Annotated in this window: 24 protein-coding genes and 1 other annotated feature; of the genes, 2 read left to right on the forward strand and 22 right to left on the reverse strand. The window is 42.6% G+C overall.

The window, feature by feature from the left end:
• Window positions 1–60: 60 nt before the first annotated feature.
• The 5 genes from ACR42H_RS21210 to nadB all read right to left on the reverse strand — a co-directional run bounded on the left by ACR42H_RS21210 (window position 61) and on the right by nadB (window position 7,066).
• Window positions 61–1,083 (reverse strand): phosphotransferase, encoded by a 1,023-nt coding sequence (locus ACR42H_RS21210; RefSeq protein ID WP_436373112.1) that lies wholly within the window; start codon window positions 1,081–1,083, stop codon window positions 61–63.
• Window positions 1,037–3,016 carry a SafA/ExsA family spore coat assembly protein gene (gene safA, locus ACR42H_RS21215; protein ID WP_436373114.1) on the reverse strand — a complete coding sequence of 660 codons (1,980 nt, stop codon included), beginning with the start codon at window positions 3,014–3,016 and terminating at the stop codon, window positions 1,037–1,039. Before safA ends, ACR42H_RS21210 begins: the two co-directional genes overlap by 47 nt.
• 363 nt (window positions 3,017–3,379) lie before the next feature.
• Window positions 3,380–4,486, reverse strand: coding sequence for a quinolinate synthase NadA (gene nadA, locus ACR42H_RS21220; RefSeq protein WP_113882719.1), 1,107 nt, complete (start codon window positions 4,484–4,486; stop codon window positions 3,380–3,382).
• Window positions 4,487–4,677: 191 nt separating this feature from the next.
• Window positions 4,678–5,514 (reverse strand): carboxylating nicotinate-nucleotide diphosphorylase, encoded by an 837-nt coding sequence (nadC, locus tag ACR42H_RS21225; protein WP_436373117.1) that lies wholly within the window; start codon window positions 5,512–5,514, stop codon window positions 4,678–4,680.
• Entirely contained in the window at window positions 5,483–7,066 is a 1,584-nt protein-coding gene (nadB, locus tag ACR42H_RS21230) for an L-aspartate oxidase (protein WP_436373119.1), read from the reverse strand. The genes nadC and nadB overlap by 32 nt, the downstream gene beginning before the upstream one ends.
• Before the next feature lie 140 nt (window positions 7,067–7,206).
• Here nadB and ACR42H_RS21235 point away from each other — a divergent pair, with 140 nt between their 5' ends.
• On the forward strand, window positions 7,207–8,349 hold the full coding sequence (locus ACR42H_RS21235) for an IscS subfamily cysteine desulfurase (RefSeq protein ID WP_436373121.1): 1,143 nt from the start codon (window positions 7,207–7,209) through the stop codon (window positions 8,347–8,349).
• A 65-nt stretch (window positions 8,350–8,414) separates the two neighbouring features.
• The gene (locus tag ACR42H_RS21240) at window positions 8,415–8,957 is read left to right on the forward strand and encodes a transcription repressor NadR (RefSeq protein WP_113882715.1); all 543 of its coding nucleotides are present in this window, start codon (window positions 8,415–8,417) and stop codon (window positions 8,955–8,957) included.
• 66 nt (window positions 8,958–9,023) lie between these two features.
• On the opposite strand, the gene pheA is transcribed toward ACR42H_RS21240, so the two are convergent.
• From pheA to ACR42H_RS21325, 17 genes are all read right to left on the reverse strand, one after another.
• Window positions 9,024–9,902 (reverse strand): prephenate dehydratase, encoded by an 879-nt coding sequence (gene pheA, locus ACR42H_RS21245; RefSeq protein WP_113882714.1) that lies wholly within the window; start codon window positions 9,900–9,902, stop codon window positions 9,024–9,026.
• Between the two features lie 132 nt (window positions 9,903–10,034).
• Window positions 10,035–10,490, reverse strand: coding sequence for an ACT domain-containing protein (locus ACR42H_RS21250; RefSeq protein WP_113882713.1), 456 nt, complete (start codon window positions 10,488–10,490; stop codon window positions 10,035–10,037).
• A gap of 25 nt (window positions 10,491–10,515) precedes the next feature.
• Entirely contained in the window at window positions 10,516–11,808 is a 1,293-nt protein-coding gene (gene obgE, locus ACR42H_RS21255) for a GTPase ObgE (protein ID WP_113882712.1), read from the reverse strand.
• A 140-nt stretch (window positions 11,809–11,948) separates the two neighbouring features.
• Window positions 11,949–12,500, reverse strand: a complete 552-nt coding sequence (locus ACR42H_RS21260; protein ID WP_113882711.1) for a sporulation initiation phosphotransferase B — start codon at window positions 12,498–12,500, stop codon at window positions 11,949–11,951.
• Between the two features lie 236 nt (window positions 12,501–12,736).
• On the reverse strand, window positions 12,737–13,030 hold the full coding sequence (rpmA, locus tag ACR42H_RS21265) for a 50S ribosomal protein L27 (RefSeq protein WP_009333115.1): 294 nt from the start codon (window positions 13,028–13,030) through the stop codon (window positions 12,737–12,739).
• Window positions 13,031–13,369, reverse strand: coding sequence for a ribosomal-processing cysteine protease Prp (locus ACR42H_RS21270; protein ID WP_113882710.1), 339 nt, complete (start codon window positions 13,367–13,369; stop codon window positions 13,031–13,033).
• Window positions 13,370–13,382: 13 nt separating this feature from the next.
• Window positions 13,383–13,691 carry a 50S ribosomal protein L21 gene (gene rplU, locus ACR42H_RS21275; protein ID WP_035331309.1) on the reverse strand — a complete coding sequence of 103 codons (309 nt, stop codon included), beginning with the start codon at window positions 13,689–13,691 and terminating at the stop codon, window positions 13,383–13,385.
• A gap of 13 nt (window positions 13,692–13,704) precedes the next feature.
• Window positions 13,705–13,784, reverse strand: a sequence feature (ribosomal protein L21 leader region).
• A 196-nt stretch (window positions 13,785–13,980) separates the two neighbouring features.
• Window positions 13,981–15,429, reverse strand: coding sequence for an Rne/Rng family ribonuclease (locus ACR42H_RS21280; RefSeq protein WP_436373126.1), 1,449 nt, complete (start codon window positions 15,427–15,429; stop codon window positions 13,981–13,983).
• A gap of 60 nt (window positions 15,430–15,489) precedes the next feature.
• The gene (locus tag ACR42H_RS21285; RefSeq protein WP_113882708.1) at window positions 15,490–16,356 is read right to left on the reverse strand and encodes a M50 family metallopeptidase; all 867 of its coding nucleotides are present in this window, start codon (window positions 16,354–16,356) and stop codon (window positions 15,490–15,492) included.
• Window positions 16,349–17,125 carry a M23 family metallopeptidase gene (locus ACR42H_RS21290; RefSeq protein ID WP_113882707.1) on the reverse strand — a complete coding sequence of 259 codons (777 nt, stop codon included), beginning with the start codon at window positions 17,123–17,125 and terminating at the stop codon, window positions 16,349–16,351. Before ACR42H_RS21290 ends, ACR42H_RS21285 begins: the two co-directional genes overlap by 8 nt.
• 135 nt (window positions 17,126–17,260) lie before the next feature.
• Window positions 17,261–18,064 carry a septum site-determining protein MinD gene (gene minD, locus ACR42H_RS21295; RefSeq protein WP_113882706.1) on the reverse strand — a complete coding sequence of 268 codons (804 nt, stop codon included), beginning with the start codon at window positions 18,062–18,064 and terminating at the stop codon, window positions 17,261–17,263.
• Window position 18,065: 1 nt separating this feature from the next.
• A complete protein-coding gene (gene minC, locus ACR42H_RS21300; protein ID WP_113882705.1) occupies window positions 18,066–18,743 on the reverse strand; it encodes a septum site-determining protein MinC in 678 nt (225 codons plus the stop codon).
• A 267-nt stretch (window positions 18,744–19,010) separates the two neighbouring features.
• The gene (gene mreD / locus ACR42H_RS21305) at window positions 19,011–19,526 is read right to left on the reverse strand and encodes a rod shape-determining protein MreD (RefSeq protein ID WP_436373129.1); all 516 of its coding nucleotides are present in this window, start codon (window positions 19,524–19,526) and stop codon (window positions 19,011–19,013) included.
• Complete coding sequence (mreC, locus tag ACR42H_RS21310; protein ID WP_009333128.1) at window positions 19,523–20,404, reverse strand: rod shape-determining protein MreC; 882 nt, start codon at window positions 20,402–20,404, stop codon at window positions 19,523–19,525. Before mreC ends, mreD begins: the two co-directional genes overlap by 4 nt.
• A gap of 334 nt (window positions 20,405–20,738) precedes the next feature.
• Window positions 20,739–21,761 carry a rod shape-determining protein gene (locus tag ACR42H_RS21315; RefSeq protein WP_113882703.1) on the reverse strand — a complete coding sequence of 341 codons (1,023 nt, stop codon included), beginning with the start codon at window positions 21,759–21,761 and terminating at the stop codon, window positions 20,739–20,741.
• Window positions 21,762–21,921: 160 nt separating this feature from the next.
• Window positions 21,922–22,611 (reverse strand): RadC family protein, encoded by a 690-nt coding sequence (gene radC, locus ACR42H_RS21320; protein ID WP_113882702.1) that lies wholly within the window; start codon window positions 22,609–22,611, stop codon window positions 21,922–21,924.
• A 52-nt stretch (window positions 22,612–22,663) separates the two neighbouring features.
• Window positions 22,664–23,233: a Maf family protein gene (locus ACR42H_RS21325; RefSeq protein ID WP_436373131.1), complete on the reverse strand. Its 570-nt coding sequence runs from the start codon at window positions 23,231–23,233 to the stop codon at window positions 22,664–22,666.
• Between the last annotated feature and the right edge of the window lie 73 nt (window positions 23,234–23,306).

The following is a 23,306-nucleotide window of genomic DNA, read 5'->3' on the forward strand; positions in this document are numbered from 1 at the left end:
TTAGCTTGTGAGCGAAAGGAGGCTTTCATTCTGTCCATTTACGTCCAATTTTTTTGTACATTATTTGTTTTTCTCATTGACGGCATATTTAAGAGCCTTAATAAAACGCTGTCTCTCAGCAAACTGACCTACAGTTAAATCCAAAACAGGACGAATCTTTACAGAATCAAGATATGTTCTATCCCTTATTACACGATTCCATTCCCTAAATATATCAGTTGGAAATGCCAATGCATGAAGAAAGCCCTTTTCTTCAAGATTGGATTTAAATATTGAATATTTCCCCAAATCGTCAAATGACCATTTCATAAAAGGGAGGATGCGGTTTGCATACTGCAGGTAATCGGAATGAGGGGTACCTATTGTTATCAGGTCAAAATCAAGCAAATATAAAGATTGATCTTTTGCTCTGAGAAAATTATGATGGGCTACATCACCGTGCAGAATAACCTTCCTCCCGGATTGAAAAAGCCAGGCTTCCTCTTCAATGCCTTTTAAGGCCCAATCTGCCCAGGCTAATAATTCATTAATAATTTCTTTTTGGACAAAATATCTTATTACAGGGAGATTATTAAGGAAAAGGGTCGCTCTCTCTCTCCACTTGTCTGCCTGCCGATATGCCGGCACAACCGTTTGGTAACGGCTTACAAGCTTCTCTGTAGTATCGTGGAAACTCTTCAGCAAATTCAGCCCATCCAAACGATCCCTCTTCAAAAAATAGGTGAACACTTCTTCCGAAGGCGGGATGTACTCCAGACACCCAAAATATGTCCGGTCAAAAAACAAAGGCGGTTCTTTGGCAATCTCATAAAAAATATATGTTTTTGCAAATCCTTCATTCATTAATGATGAAGTAAATGCCTCCTGAAGCTTTAGCCGGTGATAGGATGAAAATCCTTTCAATATAAAGGCCCGCTCTTGCGTCCTCAGTAAATAAACCTTCTTTCTGATCGGCTTTAACTCTTCAATTTTAAAAGGCAGCTGATCTCGCAAATAGGAGAGGAGACGATTTTGAACTAAATCGTCTCCTCCATTATTAACCGTCGTATTCACTGCTTTCGTCAATGCTTCTTGGCATTCCAAACGCCTCTCCGCCCATTTGGCCAAAACCTGGACCGAATCCTGGTCCAGGACCATAGCCAAATCCCGGACCATATCCCTGCCCTGGACCGAATCCTGGCCCTGGACCGAATCCCGGCCCCGGACCGTAGCCTCCCGGAGCAAATTGCGGTCCTCCACATCCGCAATCATTGGAAGCACCCATCACTGAACCAGGCATTAATGGCTTTTGAGACATACCCGGAGATTCTTCCATTCCCTGCACCTGCGGCATGTGTGGCATTTGATGCGGCATCTGCATTCCCATATCTTCTGCACCCATTACACCCGATGGCATTTGATGCGGCATCTGCGGCATCATTGCTCCTTGCACCTGCGGCATCTGATGCGGCATTTGCATTCCCATATCTTCTGCCCCCATCACACCCGATGGCATTTGATGCGGCATTTGCATTCCCATGTCTTCTGCCCCCATCACACCCGATGGCATTTGATGCGGCATCTGCGGCATCATTGCTCCCTGCACCTGGTGTGGCATCTGATGCGGCATCTGTGGCATCATCGCTCCCTGCACCTGGTGTGGCATCTGATGCGACATCTGCGGCATCATCGCCCCTTGCACCTGATGTGGCATCTGATGTGACATTTGCATTCCCATATCTTCAGCCCCCATCACACCCGACGGCGTTTGAGCCATTGGCATGAACGGTGAAGATTCATCATAATCCGGACTTTCAACTCCAGCCATCATACCCATATGAGGCATTTGATGCTGCGGCATCTGGTGTGGCATCTGCGGCATCATCGCTCCCTGCACCTGGTGTGGCATCTGATGCGGCATCTGCGGCATCATCGCTCCCTGCACCTGGTGTGGCATCTGATGCGGCATCTGCGGCATCATCGCTCCCTGCACCTGGTGTGGCATCTGATGCGGCATCTGCGGCATCATCGCTCCCTGCACTTGATGTGGCATCTGGTGCGGCATCTGCGGCATCATCGCTCCCTGCACTTGATGTGGCATCTGGTGCGGCATCTGCGGCATCATCGCTCCCTGCACTTGATGTGGCATCTGGTGCGGCATCTGCGGCATCATTGCTCCCTGTACTTGAGGATAAGGCATTTGCGGATAACATGGGTTAAAAGGAAACATTGGCTGATATTGACCTCCTTGATGTGTATATAAAGAAGATTCGCTTTCCGGCGATTCAGGACTTTCTTGATTTGAAGCCGTCTTTACCTGCGGAAGGATATTGACTGGTTTAGGCGGGAGCTGGGGCTGTGGCTTGTATTCTGATATAGGCAGTGGTTTTTGCTGTGGTTTTGTTTCTGCAGGCTTCACTGGTTTTTCCTTCACTTTAACCTCTTTAGCCGGAAGCGGTTTCTGCTGCTGCGGTTTAACCTCTTTTGCTGGAAGCGGTTTCTGCTGCTGTGGTTTAACCTCTTTTGCTGGAAGCGGCTTTTGCTGCGGAGCCGGCTGCTGAATATTCATCATATAATAATTATTTATATCAATTTCAGGCATAATAGGCTTTGGCATTTTAGGCGTATAAGGTTTTTTGGGAACTTCTTTTGGTGCAGGTTTTGGCACTTCCTTCGGAATTTCAACCTTTGGCGCCGTTACTTTTGGCATTTCCTTTTTCGGTGCTTCTTTTACCGGCTTTTCCTTAGGTGCTTCAGCTGATGGCATGGTAATAGGTTTCTCTTTGGCAAAAGGTTGTTCTGCTTTTGGCATTTCCTTTTTGGCACCCATATTTATTTTTGCTTCCGGTTTTCCTCCAATAGGAGCCTCTTTTTTTATTGAGCCCCCGCTTGCAGGAACTTTTATTTTCATACCGGGCATAATCATATCAGGGTTGCTGAGCTGTGTATTCATCTTTTTCAGCTCTTCAAAATTCACGCCGTACTTTTTGGCAATCTTCCAAAGAGTATCCCCTTTCTGTACGATATGGATTTTCACTCTGAATTCCCTCCTATGCGTAAGGTGATACTTCCATCACAATGATGGTTAGTAGAACCAATCGGGCATTTACGGGCATTTCATCCATTTATTTGAAAAGTGCAGATTAGTGCCCGTTAAATCGCGATGAGTCCATATAGTGTATGAAGAAATGGGCAAATTGCTAACAATCTACACAAAAAGATATGCATTTTTCCCGGGATTTATGATTCATCGTTTCTTCTAATCCTATTAACAGCAAAGGGCAGCAAGGCAATAAAAAAATCCTCCCGGCGGGGAGAATTTTTTTATTGCCTTAATTTACGCAGAGTATTTCTGTGTAATTTCCGCTGATTTAATGACCTGCTAACCTTATGCAAAGGCTCATGGACGTTCGAGCATCCTATCTAATGCCAATTTAGCAAATGCTGCTGTTTGTTCTTCAACCTGAATTAGATTTTGGCTTTCCCCCTGCTCAATTGCTTCAAGGCACCAAACAAGGTGCGGTAAATCGATTCGGTTCATGGTCAGGCAAGGACACATATGAGGGTTAAGTGAGATGATTTTTTTATCTGAATGCTGGGTGATAATCCTTTTAACCAAATTCATCTCTGTACCGATCGCCCATGAAGACCCAGGTTCTGAATGTTCTATTGCATCTATTATATAATTGGTCGACCCGGCCATATCGGAAAGTTCCACAACTTCCCTTCTGCATTCCGGATGGACAATGATCTTCATTGCCGGATATTGTTCCCGAACTTCTTTGACATTTTCAACAGTAAAGTTTTCATGAACTGAACAATGGCCTTTCCAAAGAATTACTTTAATTTCCTCAAGCGGCCCTTCATATTCCAGCTGATCCGTAACGGGGTTCCATACAGCCATTTCCTCAAGCCCAATTCCGAGGTTAAAAGCCGTGTTTCTTCCAAGATGCTGGTCAGGCAGAAATACAATTCTCGGCTTCTGCTCAAACGCCCAGCTCACCATTTTTTCAGCATTCGAAGAAGTAACTGTTGCTCCCCCATGGCGGCCTACAAAAGCCTTGATGGCCGCAGTAGAGTTTACGTATGTTAAAGGAAGCATTGTATCGCCAAACATATTCTGCAGCTTCGTCCAGGCTCTTTCTGTTTGGCTGATATCAGCCATATCGGCCATAGAGCAGCCTGCGCGCATATCAGGCAATAGCACCTTTTGACTAGAATCTGTTAATATATCTGCCGTTTCAGCCATAAAGTGAACTCCGCAAAACACAATATATTCTGCCTCTGCATTTTCCTGTGAAAGCTGGGCAAGCTTTAGTGAATCACCAGTAGCGTCCGCAAACTGGATGACCTCATCCTTCTGATAATGATGACCCGGAATGAACAGCTTATTCCCAAGCTTATCTTTTATTTCTCTTGCTCGATCCTCCAGTTCCTTTACAGTCATCATTCGATATTTTTCCGGAAGAATATTTGTTTGTTTTTCTGCTGTCTGAAAAATATTCATTTCCTCCATACCCCTTTGCCAATTATGCATATATTTTTTTTAGGACTTTATATCTTTTAACGCCGATAACTGTCTAGCTCCACATGGAACTCTTCGACAGCATATTCATCGTACGAAATAAAAGCGTTAGCTTTTAGGAGGAGCGCCTACCCCCTCGGGTGTCTGGGGCAGGCAAGGCGCTTCCGCTTTTCTTATTCAACAGTAACCTTCACACTTATATCAAGTGATTTCACGGAATGAGTAAGAAAACCCAATGAAATAAAATCAACCCCTGTATTGCTGTAAGCTGACAGGTTATCCAACGTGATTCCGCCGGATGCTTCTGTCAGGATCCCCTTCGGCACGCTGCTGATCCACTCATTAATCTCTTCAGGGCTCCTGTTGTCAAACATGATTACATCTGCACCTGCCTCAACTGCTTCAAGGACCTGTTCTTTTGTTTCCGTTTCGACTTCAACTTTTACGATATGCCCAATTTTTGACCGCACTTCTTCCACAGCTTTCGAAATTGAGCCTGCAAAAGAAATATGGTTGTCTTTAATCATGACTGCATCATAGAGGCCATATCGATGGTTAAATCCCCCTCCGCATCTGACTGCATATTTTTCAAGCATTCTAAGGCCAGGTGTAGTTTTTCTTGTATCGCAGATTTTCGTATGTGAACTATTTAATACCCGGACAGCTTCACTTGTTTTTGTTGCAATCCCGCTCATTCTTTGGAGCAGATTTAAGATCACTCTTTCTCCTTTTAATAAATCGGATACAGGCCCTGTAGCTTCAGCAAGGACTTGACCTTTCTCTATCCATTCTCCATCCTTTACGTTTAAATTGACTTCAGCCGCTGAATTCAGCACCTTGTATCCTGACCTGATTATTTCTTCTCCGCAAAAAATGCCATTGTCTTTTGCCAGAAAAACAACCGTTCCTGTCTGATCCTCTCCAAAAATAAGTCCGCTTGTCAGGTCGCGGTCACCGATATCCTCGAGAAAAAACTGTTCAAGTTGCAATCGCAGCTTTAATTTGTTCATTTTTACCATCCTTTTCAGATTTTCGGGATTGAATAATCCTTTTGCCAAGCCATTCAGGGCTTTCCAAAGGATGATCCTGCCGGAAATGACCACCCCGGCTCTCTGTTCTCTTTAATGCAGAATCTGTTATCAGATAAGCTGCGATAAGCATGAAAGCCCGTGTTACTTCCTCTATTGAAAGATCATCAAGTTCTGCTTTAATCCATTCTTCAATTTTGCAGCCTTTAAGCCAGGCAAGCTGATCTAAAAGCCCTTCTTTTGTTTTAATAATCCCTGCATTTTTCATCATTCTCATTTTAATTTCTTGAATGGAAGGCAAACTTTCTTTGATTAGACATCTGAATTCTGTATCGGGAAATGTCAGTCCTTTAGCAGGTTTACTTGACGGCTGCTCATTAAGCCACTCCGCAAGCCTTTTGCCCAAAAATAAACCTTCCAGCAGAGAATTGCTTGCAAGCCGGTTAGCGCCATGTACGCCTGTGCATGCAGCTTCACCAATTGCATACAGGCCAGGAATGCTGGTGCGGCCCAATAAATCTGTTTTAATTCCTCCCATTAAGAAGTGGCTTCCGGGTGAAACCGGAATTTTCCCAATGCTAATATCTACTCCGTTTTGTTCACAGATTTTTGTTATCGCAGGAAATCTGGATTTAAAGTTCTCAATTGAGGAGATATCCAGGAACACGGCTTTCCCATCCTCTAAAGAATGAAAAATTGCCTGTGACACAACATGTCTGGGCGCTAAATCTCCCTGTGGATGAAGTCCTGCCATTACTGGTCTTCCGTCTTCTGTAATGAGCCGGCCGCCCTCTCCCCTGACAGCTTCCGAGATTAGCCCCAATGCTTTACCGTCTTTATAGAGAAGTGTGGGATGAAATTGGATGAACTCCATATCCGCTATCTCCGCACCTGCTCTGTACGCTATGGCAATCCCATCTCCTGTTACGGTATCGGCATTGGATGTATATTCATATAGCTGGCCGCAGCCCCCTGTCGCAAGCACAACATGAGATGAAAAGAATCGATGAATTACACCATTGGAATCTTTTCCTTTTACCCCTATACAACTGCCGTCGGTTTCATTTATCAGCAATTCAAACACAAGAACATTTTCCATGATTCGAACGTTTAGATTTTTCTTTGACAGCATAAAATCAATGACTGTTTTTCCAGTGCAATCCCCGCCTCCATGAACAATTCTGTTTTCTGAATGAGCCCCTTCCATGCCTAATGCAATTGTTCCTTCAGAATTTAAATCAAACAGGCATCCCTCTTGATTAAGCTCTTTTATCAAAGAGGGTGCTTCACTGGTCAGGGACAGCACTGCATCAGAATCATTATGAAACCTTCCTGCTTCGAGTGTATCCATGTAGTGCTTGGATGGGTGATCATTTACTCCAAGGGCAGCCGCAATGCCGCCCTGCGCCATATATGAGTTTCCATTTTTTATAGTTGACTTTGTGAGAATAATCACATTCAAGTCCTGTCGCAGCTTCTTAGCCAACTGCAAAGCGGCTACCCCGCTTCCAATAATCAAAACGTCGGCATTCATTATTTTTTACCTCCTGTTTTTACAGGTGTCTTGACACCTATATTTACACAGATTTAGAATTATGACAAGAGGTTTTCGTAGTTTAAGAGGAACTTCTGGCATTTCGAAGGCGCTATTTTTAAGAGAGAGCAGGTGAGAACATGAAATATTTCGATTATGCAGCATCATGTCCGCTAGATCCGGAAGCGGCAGATGCCTATATAAAAGCCTCAACTGAATACTTTGGCAACTCCCGCAGCCTTCATGATACCGGGAGCGCAGCAGAAGGGCTTCTTGAAAATTGCCGGAGAGAATTAGCCATACTTTTGGGAGTTGAGAGTGAAGGAATCTACTTTACCAGCGGAGGTACAGAAAGCAATTTACTCGCTATATTAGCCTTGCTGTCTGCCTCTGAAAAATCAGGAAAACATATTATAGCGGGAATGGCTGAACATTCCTCTATTCATAGTGTCCTAGAGAAATTAAGCCTTGATAAAGGGTATGAAATTACAGAAATCCCTTTTGGAGCGGATGGCCGTATTGACTTAAAAAAATTAAGTTCGTCCATCAGGGATGATACCGTCTTAATTGCCATACAGCATGGCAATCCTGAAATCGGCACATTGCAGCCTGTCCTTGAGATCAGCCAGCTATGCAGGCAAAGACAGATATTTTTGCATAGTGATTGTGTCCATACTTTTGGAAAATCAGATTTAAAAGAAGTCGCCCGCTTTGTTGATAGCCTGTCCTTTTCTGCCCATAAATTTTACGGTCCAAAAGGGGTGGGAGGGGTTTACCTCAAACCCGGCAGGCGGTGGAGCTCCTTCTTACCAGGCGTATCACATGAAAAAGGTTTCAGGCCAGGCACCGTGAACCTTCCGGGAATTGCCGGAATGACAGTAGCTGCACAGAAAGCTTATGTCAATTTAAACAGACATAACAGCCATTTCCAAACTCTGCGTGAAGCACTGCTGAAGGAGCTTGAGTCTTTACAGGAGAAATTTGTATTATACGATTTTTCAGGCTCTTACCAGCTTCCTTCTACATTGGGACTTCGGCTAAAAGGGGTGGAAGGGCAATATATCATGCTTGAATGCAACAGACATGGATATGCCGTATCTACAGGAAGCGCATGCAGCACAGGCATGAAAACTGTTTCTAAAACGATGGTGGCCCTGGGAGTTACAGAAAAAAAAGGCAAGGAATTTTTCCGGATTTCATTCGGGTGGAACACTGATGTTGAGGATGCAAAGTCACTGGGGGAAAAGCTGGCAGAAATAGCCCGGGAACTAGGAACTCTCTAATCTTTTATATTTTGCCGTTTCTTATGTTAGAATGAGACATTATCGGATTATAAGGGTGAGGAAAAATGAAGGAACAAAAAAAGGTGCTCGGAGAGGAGCGAAGGACCTTTCTGCTTCAGCTTCTTAAAGAAAGCGGACAGCCCATTACAGGAGGCGACCTTGCAGCAAAAACAAATGTAAGCAGACAAGTAATTGTTGGGGATATCACCCTTCTAAAGGCAAGAAAAGAGCCAATCATTGCCACGAGCCAAGGTTATATGTATCTTCACCAGGCTTCCCCTGCATCTTCAGCTGAGCGGGTTATTGCCTGCCATCATGACCCCGCGAGGACTGAAGAAGAATTGAATCTGCTTGTCGATCATGGGGTTACAGTAAAAGATGTAAGAATTGAACATCCTGTTTATGGTGACTTAACTGCCTCGGTTATGGTATCAACCCGTCAGGAAGTCAAGCAATTCATGGATAAAATTAAAGCCACAAAAGCTTCCTTCTTATCAGAACTGACAGATGGCATTCATCTTCATACTCTTTCTGCAGCCTCAGAACGGAAACTCGATGAAGCTGAGAAATTATTAAAGGGAGCAGGATTTCTTATTGACCAGGAATAGAGATAATCCTTATTATTTTCAAATAAGAAAAGGATCCGGATATTATGCCGGATCCTTTTCTTTTGCTTAATCCTGAAGAACTTTTGTATTTTTATTGCGAAGCTGAAAGTATGGATAGCTTCCCAAAATCTTAACGCTGCAGCCCAGTGCCTCCAATTCGGCAACTGCCCCAGGGATAAGGACATCATCCTGCTTCATATCCACGTCAATGATAAAGAAATAATTTCCCAATCCTGTTTTCATCGGCCTTGATTCAATCTTAGTCAAATTGAGATTCCTCCAGGCAAATGCCGAAAGCACTTGATGAAGTGCCCCTGACCTATCAGCCGGCAGCGTCACCATAACAGTCGTCTTGTTCCCGGAAAACTCTTTGCGGTCTTCATTAATTGACAGCTCTTTACTGGATAATACTATGAACTTTGTATGGTTAAAATCAAAATCATGGATATCCTCTTTAACGATCGCCAGTCCATACACTTCTGCCGCTAATTCATTAGCGATGGCGCCTGCACGCAAGTCTGGATTTTCTTTAACATATTGAGCTGCTGCAGCAGTTGAAGTAGTGCTTTCGCAAGGGATTCCTTTCAGCTCTTTATGCAGAAATTTATGGCATTGTGCAATGGCATGGGAATGGCTATAGACTGCTTCAGTTTTATCCCATTCCTTAACATGATCAGGATGGACCATAAAATGCTGGCGAATCGGGGCTGTCAGTTCGCCGATTATTGGAAAATCCACTTCATGGATTAAATAATCCAATGTAATATTTACTGATCCTTCCAATGCGTTTTCAAGAGGAACTACCGCCAGTTCTATTTCATTTTCATTTAATGCATCAAAACAGGCAGGTATCGTTGGGTAGGCAACCGCTGTCTCATTCGGAAATAAACTCCTTGCAGCAATATCTGTAAAGGTGGCCTTCGGGCCCAAAAATCCTATCTTCACGGTAATTACCTCCTTATTCGTCAGACTTATCTTAAATCACTGAAAATTCTCTTTATACTTTACCACTTTAACATATGTATGTAAATTACAAAATAAAAAATTAAAAAAGGGCAGGGCACAGAGCGCATTTTCTCACGCACCCGTCCCCAGCACCTCTACCTTTTCTACAAACTCCAATTTTCGAAGCCTTGCCAAGAGCTCCTCAATCTCGATGCCCATTTCAGTTACATTCAGGGAAAGCGTGACATTTGCCCTTCCCTGGAGTGGAATGGTCTGGTGTATTGTTAGGACATTGCACCCCGATGTAGCCACAACGCCCAATAAATGTGATAAAGTCCCCGATCTGTCTTCCAAATGAAAGAATAAAGTGATCAGCCGTTCTTTGACAACAGTATGGAAAGGAAACACAGTGTCTCTATATTTATAAAAAGCACTTCTGCTCAAATCGACTTTTTGGACAGCATCCCAAACCGATTCGGCTTTTCCCCTTTCGATCATTTCCTTCGCATCCAATGTTTTCTTCATTGCTTCAGGCAAAACATCTTCGCGAACCAAATAAAATTTCTTATCGAATCTATCTTTTCTCATTTCTCCACCCCGTCAATCGAGAAGGTTAGTCAATAAACTCGAATTCATAATCAAGCAGCTTAACGGTATCACCGTCTTTTGCTCCTTTTTCACGAAGAGCATCATCTACACCCATTCCGCGCAGCTGTCTTGCAAACCTGCGGACAGATTCATCTCTTGAGAAATCAGTCATCTTAAAGAGTTTCTCAATAGCATCGCCAGATACGATGAACACTCCTGCAGGATCTCTCGTAATGACAAATTCCGTCTGGTCAGCCTCATGCTTATAAAGAACTCGGTGCACACCTGTGTCTTCTTCTTCTTCATGTGCCAGCGGGAATTCAGGTGTTTCTTCAAGCTTATCTGCAACAGCAAATAATAAATCCCTTAACCCTTGTCTTGTTAAAGCGGATATTGGAAATATCGGATACTCTTCTTCAAGCTGTTCTTTGAATTTTTTAAGATTTTCATCTGCATCAGGCATGTCCATTTTATTAGCCACAATGACTTGAGGCCTTTCAGTTAAACGAAGGTTATACTCTTTTAATTCTTTATTGATGGTTAGATAGTCTTCAAATGGATCCCTGCCCTCAACAGCAGCCATATCGATAACATGCACAATAACTCTTGTTCTCTCGATATGCCGTAAAAATTGATGACCTAGGCCTACTCCCGAATGGGCACCTTCAATTAATCCAGGCAAGTCTGCCATTACAAAGCTGCGGGCGTCTTCAGTCTCAACCATTCCCAGATTGGGAACAATCGTCGTAAAGTGGTATTCCGCAATCTTCGGTCTTGCTGATGATACAACCGACAGGAGCGTGGATTTACCGACGCTCGGAAAACCGACTAAACCAACATCAGCTAAAAGCTTAAGCTCCAGCACAACATCTCTTTCCTGGCCCGGTTCGCCATGTTCGGACAATTCCGGAGCAGGATTTGCCGGTGTCGCAAAACGGGTATTCCCTCTGCCTCCGCGGCCCCCGCGGGCTATGACAGCTCTTTGTCCGTGCTCCGTCAAGTCTGCGATTACTTCCCCTGACTCGGCATCTGATACAACTGTTCCCGGCGGGACTTTAACAATCATGTCTTTTGCATTTCTTCCATGCTGATTTTTAGACATGCCATGCTCACCGCGGGGAGCTTTAAAATGGCGCTGATAACGGAAATCCATTAACGTGCGCAATCCCTCATTCACTTCAAAAACAACATTGGCGCCCTTACCGCCATCTCCGCCGGCTGGGCCTCCATTCGGCACATATTTTTCACGGCGGAAAGCAACCATTCCGTTGCCCCCGTCCCCGCCTTTAACATAAACTTTGACCTGATCGACAAACATATATTATTCCTCCCGTCTGCAGTATGTCCCAATTGTCTGGCATTCAGCCAAATACCGGCACTGACTGGATCCACTCTTACATTTAAGAAATGCCCCAGCCTGCAGAGTTTCACACTTAGTATTGCTTTCTGCGGCGGAAATCACTCTTTGTCATTCGCAATGAATGGCATAAATAACTCCAGTGCAAGCTCCTCTTCAGCTAACTCCTGAACAGCAGCCGTTATGTCATCGTTCTTCTTTTTGAAGAACTGATCCAATTTATCGATATCTGTTAGTATTCCGCTAAAATCAAAAAAGAAACGAGCCCCTTCTTTTTCATGCCTGATGGATACAGATAAATGATTATCATGGTAAGGCCTTACTGATGAGTCCAAAATGGCAAAAAAAGAGCCTGTCCACTCAGAAAGGACAAAGTCATCCAATCTGCCGGAAATGGTATCATCGAGCACCTCATATTCAAGCTGAAAGTAGTGGTTCTCCCAATTATAAGTCAATAAAAGCGAAGCAAACCCAGGCAGGTTTAAATTAGAAAGTCTTGCTTCCTGCTGTGCTTCCACCACGATTTCATCTATGATTTCCTTAGCCCTGTCTACCTTGTTAAGGGAAAGGTTGCCTTTAATTAATTGTATTTTGTTCAGCCAGTCATGCCGGGCATGACGCAGCACTTCAATCATATTCCAGTCTTTTTCCATATATGCACTCCTGTATGGTTATTAGGCTGTCAGAAGACTGTGCTTGCTGTAAGTATATCAAAAAACATAAGTACAGTAAGCAAATTTATGTTAAATAAGAAAATATCGCTTATGCGAAGAAGAGCTGCTGTCTTCTGTAGCTATAAATTCATTAGATAAAATGTGAAGTGCACTGACGGATTTTTGCCAAAAAAAGAAAACCCTAACCTTGTGGGCTAGGGTTTTCTCGAAAAGGCTTACGCCTCTTGAGCTGCAGGATATACGCTCACTTGCTTGCGGTCACGTCCAAGACGCTCGAACTTAACAACACCGTCAACTTTCGCGAATAGTGTGTCATCGCCGCCTTTACCCACGTTTACACCTGGGTAGATCTTAGTACCGCGCTGACGGTATAGGATTGAGCCGCCAGTTACGAATTGTCCGTCTGCACGCTTAGCGCCAAGACGCTTAGAGATTGAGTCACGGCCGTTCTTTGTAGAACCTACTCCCTTTTTAGAAGCGAACAACTGAAGATCTAATTTTAATAGCATTTATTCCACCTCCTGCTTTTTGAAGGTAATCTTTATATACTTTCCGTAGTCTTCTTCAATCGTCTTCAATGAAACAACCATGCCTTCAAGAAGAAGCTGCACTTTCTCATTCATGTCATCCTGTAGATCAGGAAGGACACATCGGAGAAAGCCATCTCCGTGGCTGATTTCTGGTGTCACGCCGGTTAGGGCATGGACAGCATTAATGGCACCAATGGAAACGGCAGATACGCCTGCACAGACGATATCCTTGCCTCTGTTTGCAAAGAATGCATGACCGCTTATTTCAAACGAATGAATATTTCCGGAATCTTTACGAATAATCGTAACTTCAATCATCTGAATCGCCTGATTAAGCGTTGATTTTTTCAATCACAACTTTAGTGTAAGGCTGACGATGACCTTGCTTCTTACGATAGTTTTTCTTTGCTTTGTACTTGAATACAGTGATTTTCTTTTGACGGCCTTGTTTTTCAACTTTAGCTGTAACAGTAGCACCTTCAACTACAGGGCTTCCTACTTTTACGCTGTCTCCGCCAACGAAAAGAACTTTTTCAAAAGTAACTGTTTCGCCTGCTTCAGCGTTAAGCTTTTCGATGTAGATAGCTTGACCCTCTTCTACACGTAATTGCTTACCGCCAGTTTCGATAATCGCGTACATGAACTGCACCTCCTCTTAGACTAAGACTCGCCATCCCAGGCGCCGACACGAAAAGCGGGCTTATGTACCTGTTCTGTGCGGTTGTAGCACGGGTGCGCTACAAACATAACATAAAAATCCTATCATATAATGATTAATCATGTCAATAAGAATTATATGATTCTCTTTGTTTGCACCTAAGTGACTTTATTGCGTGCCTACACAATTATAATGCTAATGGGGTTATTAGGGAAGTGGGAAATACTGCACTAAAAAAGCAGGCGGAGTGGTTAACCCTGCCTGCTTTGATCTAACCTAGCTCATTTGCACTGCCAAACTTTCTAATTTCATAAAACGGCTTGCGATTTTCCTTATAGGAAAACACGATTTTTAAGCCAATGCTATCTTCGATTCTCTTTTTATGGGCATCATTTTCCCCTGAGAATACCGCTGCTGTGTCTGGGGTGGTTTCGATTATGACAGCTTCATGGTCATTGCCGCGATGTTCCCACAATTCCCTTTCCAGTCTGAAGGCAATGGTTTCAGCACTCAGCACTCTTCCGGTGCCTTCACATACTTGACACCTTTCGGTAAGTGATTCTGAAATGGCCGGTTTTGTTTTTTTTCGGGTCATCTGGAGGATTCCAAGCGGGGTGAATCCAACGAGATTAGTGCGTCTTTCATCTTTTTTCAGCGCATTTTCCATGGTGGAGAGAATATGCTTCCGGTCAGATGCTTCTTTCATGTCGATAAAATCGATTAGGATCATGCCGCCTATATCGCGGAGCCTGATCTGTCTTGCAGCTTCTTCGGCCGCCTGCTCGTTCGTTTTTAACACTGTATCCCTGCGGTCCTGCTTACCAGCGAACTTTCCGGTATTTACATCGATGACTGTTAAAGCTTCGGTCTCATCAAAAATAAGATATGCGCCAGTTTCAAGCCATACAATCCGTTTCAGCGCTTTATCAATTTCTGCTTCAACATTAAAAGCGGAGAAGATATTTTCCTTGCCAGTGTGCATCCGAATTGGCAGGCTGGTGTGTTTCTGGAGCACACTCTTCAGTGCTAAGTCGTCCACTGCAATTTCTCCGTCAGACATTTTCTTCGCTTCTTCCTTAATTTCATCAATAAAAGAATCCGCTTCGTAAACTTTTCCCGGTTTTTTCTTTGCTTCTGCTGCCAGTAAAAGGTCCCTGTACTCCAGCCTTAGCCTTTCAAGTTCATCTATGAGTTCAATTTCTTTCTTGTTATCACAGGATGTTCTAAAAATCAGCCCTTCATTTTCTTCTTTAGCACGATAGCCAAATTGGCGCCAGCTTTCTCTTGCTTCGCTATCCTCAATTTTCTTGGATACAGCAACATAACGGCCATTTGGCATATATATCAGCGAATCTCCTGAAAACTCAATCACACCTGACAATCTCGGTCCTTTAGTTCCGGCAGCGTCCTTTTCAACTTGAACAAGTATTCTTTCTCCCTGATGGACAAAAGAAGAGATGCTCCGTTTTTCCTTTACTTGCGATTCTTCGGCAGAACAAACATAGGCTGCCAGTTTGTCCCGGTGAATAAATCCGCTTTGATCTTCCCCAATCTCTACAAAAGCTGCATTCAATCCAGGCATTACTTTTGCAACGGTGCCCAAGTAAATGTCCCCTACTGATGAACGCTGCTTCGGCTGATCGATAAATAGCTTCTCGACCCTCTTATCTTTTAAATGCGCAAATCGGCGCTCTCTTGATGCATAATTTACAACTAACATGTCCAAAACTATTTCCTCACTTTAAAACATTATATATTCATGTTAATAAAAATACGCTCTTCAGTAAACATAAAGCAAATCTCCAATTTTAGCAGTCAGCACTTTTTCTGCAAAGCACGCATGCAGCAATTCATTTTCATCTAAAGCACCCTTCTCTTTCCCGTCTTTTTCAACTATGATTGGGTGTTTGCATCCTCGCTGAAATCTTTCCAGAACGTCAATAACCAGTTCTTCCTCTCTTACAACGATTGGTTTTAATGTTCGGAAGTCACTGTGCTTCCCATAGTATCTTTCGAGGAGAAAACGGATAAATATGAATCGGCTCTGCTTCCATTCATGATATAGCGAAAACACCAAAAAAGCGAGGACTACCCATATATTCAGGTTTACTGGAGAGGTCAGCAAAGTTAATATTATGAAACTGATTAGACCCGCAGCCGAAATGAAAAGTGTTTTTCTGTGCGCTTCCGGAAATGCCTGATTAAGAGAAAGCCACAAAAAAACAAGCTTTCCTCCATCCAATGGCCAGACAGGGAGCAGATTAAAAATCAGTATCATTAAATTGAACTGAATAAATAAGTGAAAAATATCTGCAGATACAAAAGAGAGCTCATAAAATAACAGCGCCGCCCCCATCATCCAAATATGCTGAAGCGGCCCTGCTATAATGACTACGATCTCCTCCTTCAGAGGCCGGTTTCCGTGTTCATCCATTTCCGCTACACCGCCAAATGGCAAGAGGGCAATCTTTTTTATTCTCCAGGAAAAAAGGGATGCTGCAGCTGCATGGCCCATTTCATGAACGAAGATAATCAGGAGCAGCATACATAATTCCATAAAATGAGCAGTCGCGACAGATAGTCCGATAATGGCCCATAACAAAGGATGAATATGAATATATTTAATTAATCCTGTTATTTTATTCAAATGGAATCACCTGGATCGGATCTATAAAATCATCATCTTTTTTAATCGCAAAATAAAAAGACCCTTTTTCTCCATCACCAGTGTCACCTGCAATGCCTATACCGGTTCCTTTTTCAACGTATTGATATAAATTCACATTAATTTCAGCCAAATTGCCATACCAGGACTCACTTTTATCACCATGCTGTATAATAACCGTATTTCCGAAACCATCTTTCTTTCCAGCAAACCGCACAAGCCCTTCACTCATTGCTTCAATGGATGCTTCTTTACCTGTTTCGATTGTTATTCTCTGGCCATTATCATTAAAGTCTTCCAGGATTTTTGCAGAAGCAGGCAATGCATACTCACTGTTTTCATCAAGATTCTTCTCATCCTTTTTGCCATCTGAAAATGGGAGCAGAGCCAGTGGTTTTCCGAATTGTTCTTCATACCAGCCGGAAACTGCGGCAAATTGAAAATCCTTCTCCATGGCTGCCTTTACAAAATCTCTTGCAGGATCAAATGTTGCAGCCTGGTTTTTAAAAAGAATAGCTGCGAATAAAAAAATACAGGCAGAAGCAAGCAATTTGAATAGAAATAGTTCCTTTCGAAATAAGGGGTGATTGCCCTCTTCGAGTTTGCTCTCGTATGAAGGCAGCTTACTAAACCCATACCGCTCTTCATCTTCTGTCCAAAGAACAGTTGAATCTCTCTTTTTTGAGAATCTTTCTTTCTCCTTTTTTCTCCGCTCGATTCTCTTGCGTATTTCATCCGCTCTTGAATTCATAATATCCCCACCATTTCTATATAGCTCTATTTGTACAAGTTTATGAGTTGTCCAAATAGAGTATGACTTGAAGTGGGTGTCTGAGATAAAAAAATAAACCGGAGAAGGCTCCCCGGCTAGTTCAATAAATTTAAATTATTTAACACCAAAAAATTTTTTCAGCTTTGAGAATACACCTTTATTCTCTTCTTCAAGTGGCTGAAGCGGAACAGCTTCACCAAGTATGCGGCGGGCGATATTACGGTAAGCAACAGAAGCTTTGCTGTTAGGGTTTAATGCAATAGGCTCACCATGATTGGATGCCTTGATCACTTCATCATCATCTGCGACAATTCCAATTAAATCAATCGACAAATGTGCGGTAATTTCATCGACATCGAGCATGTCGCCATTTTTCATCATATGGCTTCTAATTCTATTTATTATCAGTTTTGGAGCTTCTACATTTTCCTCTTTTTCAAGCAAGCCGATAATCCGGTCAGCATCACGTACGGCTGAAACTTCCGGAGTGGTAACAACAATTGCTTTATCTGCACCAGCGACAGCATTTTTGTACCCCTGCTCAATTCCGGCAGGGCAGTCTATGACAATGTAGTCATAATCCTGCTTTAATTCATCGACCAGCTTTTTCATCTGCTCTGGTGTAACAGCCGTCTTATCACTTGTTTGAGCAGCAGGAAGCAAATACAGCAAATCATCAAACCGCTTGTCTTTAACCACAGCCTGATGCATTTTGCACCGGCCTTCGACTACATCGACCAGATCATAAATAATGCGGTTTTCCAGTCCCATCACCACATCAAGATTTCGAAGGCCAATGTCTGTATCCACCAGGCACACTCTTTTTCCCTGAAGGGCCAGAGCAGTACCTACATTTGCGGAAGTAGTCGTTTTTCCGACTCCGCCTTTTCCGGACGTAATGACAATCGCTTCTCCCATCCTAGCTTCCCCCTTGCAATCTAGTTATATTAGGTCTTAGATGCATTAATACTTGTAATCTATCTACAGTTATTTGATCATTTTCATCTATGTAAGCACATTCCATTTCTCTTTTTTCGTCATCTTGATCTTTGTCTGGAGCCCGATTAATACAATTGCTGATCCTTAATTGGGATGGTTTCATAAGCGAAGCAGCAATCACGGCTTCCTTATTCCCATGGCATCCGGCATGGGCTATGCCTTTTAGCGCCCCCATTATAAAGATGTTTCCTCCTGCCATGACAGTGCCCCCGGGATTTACATCTCCGATAAGAAGCAGATCTCCCGTTACTTCGAGAACCTGACCGGATCGAATCACCTTCGCAACAGATACAATTTCATTTTCTTCCTTCTGTTTTTCAGCTTCTTCTTTGGTAATGACATTGGAGCTTATGGACTCAACGATCAGGTTCTTCTTTTGCCTTATTAACTCCTTCAATTCTTCCTGCTGCTCTTCTGTGAGATAACGGTTGCCGACTTGTACCCTCACTGAAAGAAGCCGGTCTTCAACAGATCTGGAGTTTTCTGAAAGCTTTCTATCAAGTTCTTTCTTCAGTTCTCCATATGAACAGGAATCATCGAGATGCAATGTCAGACCATCTTTCGTCCCTTTTATTGTAACGTTTTGGTTTTTTTTCATTTCAAGATGTTCACCTCAATGATAAGAAACACATAAGTGCTGGCGGCACTCTATTATAAAGCAGTCCATTCACTGCTATTTTTCAACCGCAGGGCCATTCTTTTAAAAACAAATTATGCCAATTATCCCTATCCAATTAGACCATAAAGGTAGAATTCGACAGAAACCTTCTAAATTCCTTTTTTACTAAAAATTATTCATTTAAAAGAAACCGGATTAATCCGGTTTCTTTTTAAATGAACTATGAAATTATATCACTTTAAACGATTAGTCATTTAAGCTATCTGCAAATTTTTCAGAAAGTCTTTTAAATGGATAAACAGCTAAAATAATGAAAATGGCATTTAATATAAGAGTTGGCACGAGGCGTGAAGATAGAAAAGCTGCAAAAACCATATCAGTATGATGAATTAATAAGTTCATCTGGTAGACACCTGCCTCAAGGAGGGTGATGCCTAAAAGCACAATAATGGAAGCCATAGCCATATTCGTCTGAAGAATTTTCATTAGTTTAGTTGTAATAAAAACAATGACTGGAAATAGAAACAGGTATATGCCGATAATTTCCACATACACAATATCAAAAAGCAAGCCGAATAATAAACCGTAAAGAATTCCGTACTTCTTTGAGCCAAAAATGGTCAAAAAAAGCAAGCCGGCCAGCAGGAAACGGGGAACTGCTATTTTTCCGCTGCCTAACAAATCATGCGGAGTTATTTGAACAAATATGCTTTCACCGATAAATAAGACCAGGAGTATGAGAGGAAGAAGGAATCTTCTCACAGTTCCTCCTCCTTCTCATCAACCATTTCCATTAGCTCAGGCTGTAAAGCACCTCTTTTGACAACCATTACATGTCCAATATCGTAGAAATCTGCCCCCGGCTTAACATAGGCGGTTTGAGTGAGACCAAATTCATCAGGAACAACATCTACAACCTTCCCAATTAGTAAACTTTTAGGGAATACACCACCTAATCCTGATGTAATTACATTTTGATCTTTTTTAATCTTAGCATCATATGGAATCCTCTTAAGCAGAAGGAGACCTTTTTCCTTATCATAGCCTTCGATTAGGCCATATTCACTTTTCTCAGCCTGTATCTCTGCAGAGATGCGATTTGTCGGATCCATTGAACTAAGAAGCTGAACTGTTGAAGTAAAGGTATTGCTGCTTTTCACTTTGCCGATCAGGCCTTTAGATGTAATAACAGCCATGTTCGGTTCAATGCCAGCATTTTTCCCCTTATTAATGATAAGCAATTCATGCCATCTGTCAGGATTTCTTCCTATAACAGTTGCCTGCTTTGGCTCAAATTCACTTAAAGAGTCTTTCTTATCCAGAATCTCACGAAGTTCTGTATTATCCTTTTTCAGCCGCTGAACCTCAGACTCAAGGCGTGCAAGCTCATCCAGCCTTGTCTTTAGCTCTTTATTTTCTTTGTATGTATTTTGCAAGTCTTCGACATTTTCAAAGAATCCTGCCACATAATTTACAGGGCTGGAAACAGCATTTTGTATAAACCCGGTAGTATCTTTTAAAAATTGTTCAGGCCAGGTCAAATTTTCTCTATCTTTTAAAGAAAATCCAATCAATGCCACGAGAATAATAATGCTGACAAGCAAAATAATCAGGCGTTTGTTCAAAAAGAACTGTGGCATCCGTTACACCTCGATTAGTATTTTTTCAGAAAAGATTGCGCCATTCAGGCACTGCTCAACAAAATATAACATATATCTGTAAAATTATCATTTCACTAAGAAAAAGCGGAATCGCCTTGCCCACCCCTGACAGGCATAAGACGAGCCAGCCACACAGAAAGGCGATCTTTGCCTTTTTGGGAGGATTAGCTTGTGACCTCGAGGGGGGAGGCGCTGCAGCTAGACAGTTCTCGAAGTTCAAAATTTTATGCTTTCTTATTTTATAACCAAATTTGAGCCCATGCACTTTTTAAGAAGTGAATGGGCTTTATCATTTTCTTATTCAGGCTTCTATTTATCTGGATTCTTTCGCCTTCGTTTTGAATAAATCGATGTGGTCAAGAGCTTTTCCAGTACCAATTGCGACACAGTCCAATGGGTTTTCCGCTATAAGAACAGGCATTTTTGTTTCTTCGCTGATCACCTTGTCGAGGTTGCGAAGAAGCGCCCCCCCTCCAGTCAGGACAATGCCTCGGTCCATAATATCGGCTGCCAGTTCAGGAGGAGTTTTTTCAAGAGTATTTTTTACTGCATCCACAATCGCATATACAGTATCATTCAATGCTTTTGAAATTTCTTCAGCAGTAATTTCAATAGTTTTTGGCAGGCCAGTCAGCAGATCGCGTCCGCGGATTTCCATATTTTCAACGCCTTCAGGATCTCCAGCAGAGCCAACCTCTACTTTAATGGTTTCTGCTGTACGGTCACCAATCATTAAGTTGTAGGTTTTGCGGATATAATTGATGATCGCGTCATCCATTTCATCACCGGCAATGCGGATGGATTGGCTCGTAACAATTCCGCCCAAGGAAATGATGGCTACTTCGGTAGTTCCTCCCCCGATATCAACCACCATGCTTCCTGTCGGTTCCCAAACAGGGAGATTCGCCCCGATTGCAGCGGCAAACGGCTCTTCGATGGTATAAGCATCGCGTGCCCCTGCCTGGCGGGTTGCATCGACAACAGCACGTTCCTCAACAGCTGTAATGCCGGATGGCACACAAACCATTACATATGGCTTGCCTGAAAAGAAGCCCTTATTTTTATTGGCTTGTTTAATATAATATTTCATCATGACCGCGGTTGTTTCATAATCCGCAATTACGCCATCCTTCATTGGACGGAGCGCGACAATATTGCCAGGTGTACGGCCGATCATATTTTTCGCATCATTACCGACAGCTACAATATTTTTAGTATCTGTCTGCAGTGCTACTACTGACGGCTCTCTGACAACAATTCCTTTTCCTTTAACATAGACAAGTGTATTAGCTGTTCCTAAATCTATTCCAAGGTCTCTAGTACCGATTCCAAACATAAATGGTATCTCCCTTTCTGATACAAATTGCTCATTTTCCTAAGTAAGGTATTTTAATGGAATTTTCTTTAATTTTTCTAGTACAATGAGCCTCCAAAATGCAAGGCATCTCAAAAATCATAACCAATATTATAGCGCAACGTCAAATAAAAACATAGTGTTATAAATACCCTTTTTCCTTTAAACTGACAAATTTATTTTCACCGATGATAAGATGGTCCAGCACATCAATGCCGATTATTTTTCCGGACTCTGCAAGTCTTTTGGTTACTTCAATATCTTCCCGGCTTGGAGTCGGATCACCGCTCGGATGATTATGAATGCAGATAACCGACGCAGCTGACCTGCGAAAGGCCTCTTTAAAGACCTCTCTCGGATGGACAATTGAAGCATTCAGGCTTCCAATAAAGATGGTCTGCTTATGAAGCACCTGATTTTTTGTATTTAAATAAAGGCATACAAAATGTTCCTGAGACAGGAATCGCATATCATGCATGACATAATTTGCTCCATCCTCAGGAGAACGGATAGTATATCTGTCGTCATATGTGAGATTGGAAATCCTCCGGCCGATTTCAACTGCTGCCAGCAGCTGAATTGCCTTTGCCGATCCTATTCCTTTAATGGCCGTTATTTCATCCAAGGATGCATCTTTTAATAGCCGGAGTCCTTCAAAATGGGTTAGAAGCCTGTTCGCTAATTGGAGGACAGATTCATCTTTCGTGCCTGTTCTGAGTAATATCGCTATCAGCTCGTGATTGGATAAGCTTTGCGGACCATTTAGGACAAATCGCTCACGAGGGCGTTCATCTTGAGGGAAATCTTTAATCAATAGAGTATCCGTTTGCATATTTTCCTCCCTAAACTCTGGGGCGAGGGAGCCGAGGATGAAAAAAAGTATATTAAGGAAGCGAATATCCTGCTTTCCTTAGTTCACGAACCGTTCTGGAGACAGGAAGGCCGACAACAGAGAAATAATCTCCATTTATGCTTTTTACAAGCATGCTGCCCATACCTTGTATCCCATATGCTCCTGCCTTGTCAAATGGTTCACCGGTGCCGATATAAGAGTTAATTTCTTCATCTGTTAACTCCCAGAACACCACATCGGTTTTTTCATAGAATGTATTCACATTTTCAGGCGTCACGATGGATACACCTGTGTAAACAGAATGGGTGGTTCCAGCCAGACTTTTGAGCATAGTAAATGCTTCCTTGCTGCTGCCTGGCTTTCCTAAAACATTGCCGTCTTTAACTACAACTGTATCTGAGCCAATTACATATGAATCAGGGTGCTTATTAAATACAGCCTTTGCCTTTCTATGGGCAAGCTCCTTCACGATCTCTCCTGGTGTCAGCACTGGATCAAAACTTTCATCGACATCACTGCTGGAGACTTCAAATTGCAAATGAAGATTTTCAAGAAGTTCTTTTCGCCGCGGGGAAGAAGAGGCTAAAATGAGGTTTTGCATGTAATCACCTTACCTTTATGTATCATATTGGGAGATACAGATTAATCGTATCAAAAAATTGCCAGACAAACAA

Source organism: Cytobacillus sp. BC1816, assembly GCF_051353635.1.
Lineage (GTDB): Bacteria > Bacillota > Bacilli > Bacillales > Cytobacillaceae > Cytobacillus > Cytobacillus oceanisediminis_C.

Excerpts from the sequence above, each read along its gene's own strand:
- nadA (WP_113882719.1), bottom strand. The coding sequence starts at position 4,486 with ATGAATATTTTTCAGACAGCAGAAAAACAAACAAATATTCTTCCGGAA.
- nadC (WP_436373117.1), bottom strand. The coding sequence starts at position 5,514 with ATGAACAAATTAAAGCTGCGATTGCAACTTGAACAGTTTTTTCTCGAG.
- nadB (WP_436373119.1), bottom strand. The coding sequence starts at position 7,066 with ATGAATGCCGACGTTTTGATTATTGGAAGCGGGGTAGCCGCTTTGCAG.
- ACR42H_RS21235 (WP_436373121.1), top strand. The coding sequence starts at position 7,207 with ATGAAATATTTCGATTATGCAGCATCATGTCCGCTAGATCCGGAAGCG.
- ACR42H_RS21240 (WP_113882715.1), top strand. The coding sequence starts at position 8,415 with ATGAAGGAACAAAAAAAGGTGCTCGGAGAGGAGCGAAGGACCTTTCTG.
- ACR42H_RS21250 (WP_113882713.1), bottom strand. The coding sequence starts at position 10,490 with ATGAGAAAAGATAGATTCGATAAGAAATTTTATTTGGTTCGCGAAGAT.
- obgE (WP_113882712.1), bottom strand. The coding sequence starts at position 11,808 with ATGTTTGTCGATCAGGTCAAAGTTTATGTTAAAGGCGGGGACGGGGGC.
- ACR42H_RS21260 (WP_113882711.1), bottom strand. The coding sequence starts at position 12,500 with ATGGAAAAAGACTGGAATATGATTGAAGTGCTGCGTCATGCCCGGCAT.
- rpmA (WP_009333115.1), bottom strand. The coding sequence starts at position 13,030 with ATGCTATTAAAATTAGATCTTCAGTTGTTCGCTTCTAAAAAGGGAGTA.
- ACR42H_RS21270 (WP_113882710.1), bottom strand. The coding sequence starts at position 13,369 with ATGATTGAAGTTACGATTATTCGTAAAGATTCCGGAAATATTCATTCG.
- rplU (WP_035331309.1), bottom strand. The coding sequence starts at position 13,691 with ATGTACGCGATTATCGAAACTGGCGGTAAGCAATTACGTGTAGAAGAG.
- ACR42H_RS21280 (WP_436373126.1), bottom strand. The coding sequence starts at position 15,429 with ATGTTAGTTGTAAATTATGCATCAAGAGAGCGCCGATTTGCGCATTTA.
- ACR42H_RS21290 (WP_113882707.1), bottom strand. The coding sequence starts at position 17,125 with ATGAATTCAAGAGCGGATGAAATACGCAAGAGAATCGAGCGGAGAAAA.
- minD (WP_113882706.1), bottom strand. The coding sequence starts at position 18,064 with ATGGGAGAAGCGATTGTCATTACGTCCGGAAAAGGCGGAGTCGGAAAA.
- minC (WP_113882705.1), bottom strand. The coding sequence starts at position 18,743 with ATGAAAAAAAACCAAAACGTTACAATAAAAGGGACGAAAGATGGTCTG.
- mreC (WP_009333128.1), bottom strand. The coding sequence starts at position 20,404 with ATGCCACAGTTCTTTTTGAACAAACGCCTGATTATTTTGCTTGTCAGC.
- ACR42H_RS21315 (WP_113882703.1), bottom strand. The coding sequence starts at position 21,761 with ATGTTTGGAATCGGTACTAGAGACCTTGGAATAGATTTAGGAACAGCT.
- radC (WP_113882702.1), bottom strand. The coding sequence starts at position 22,611 with ATGCAAACGGATACTCTATTGATTAAAGATTTCCCTCAAGATGAACGC.
- ACR42H_RS21325 (WP_436373131.1), bottom strand. The coding sequence starts at position 23,233 with ATGCAAAACCTCATTTTAGCCTCTTCTTCCCCGCGGCGAAAAGAACTT.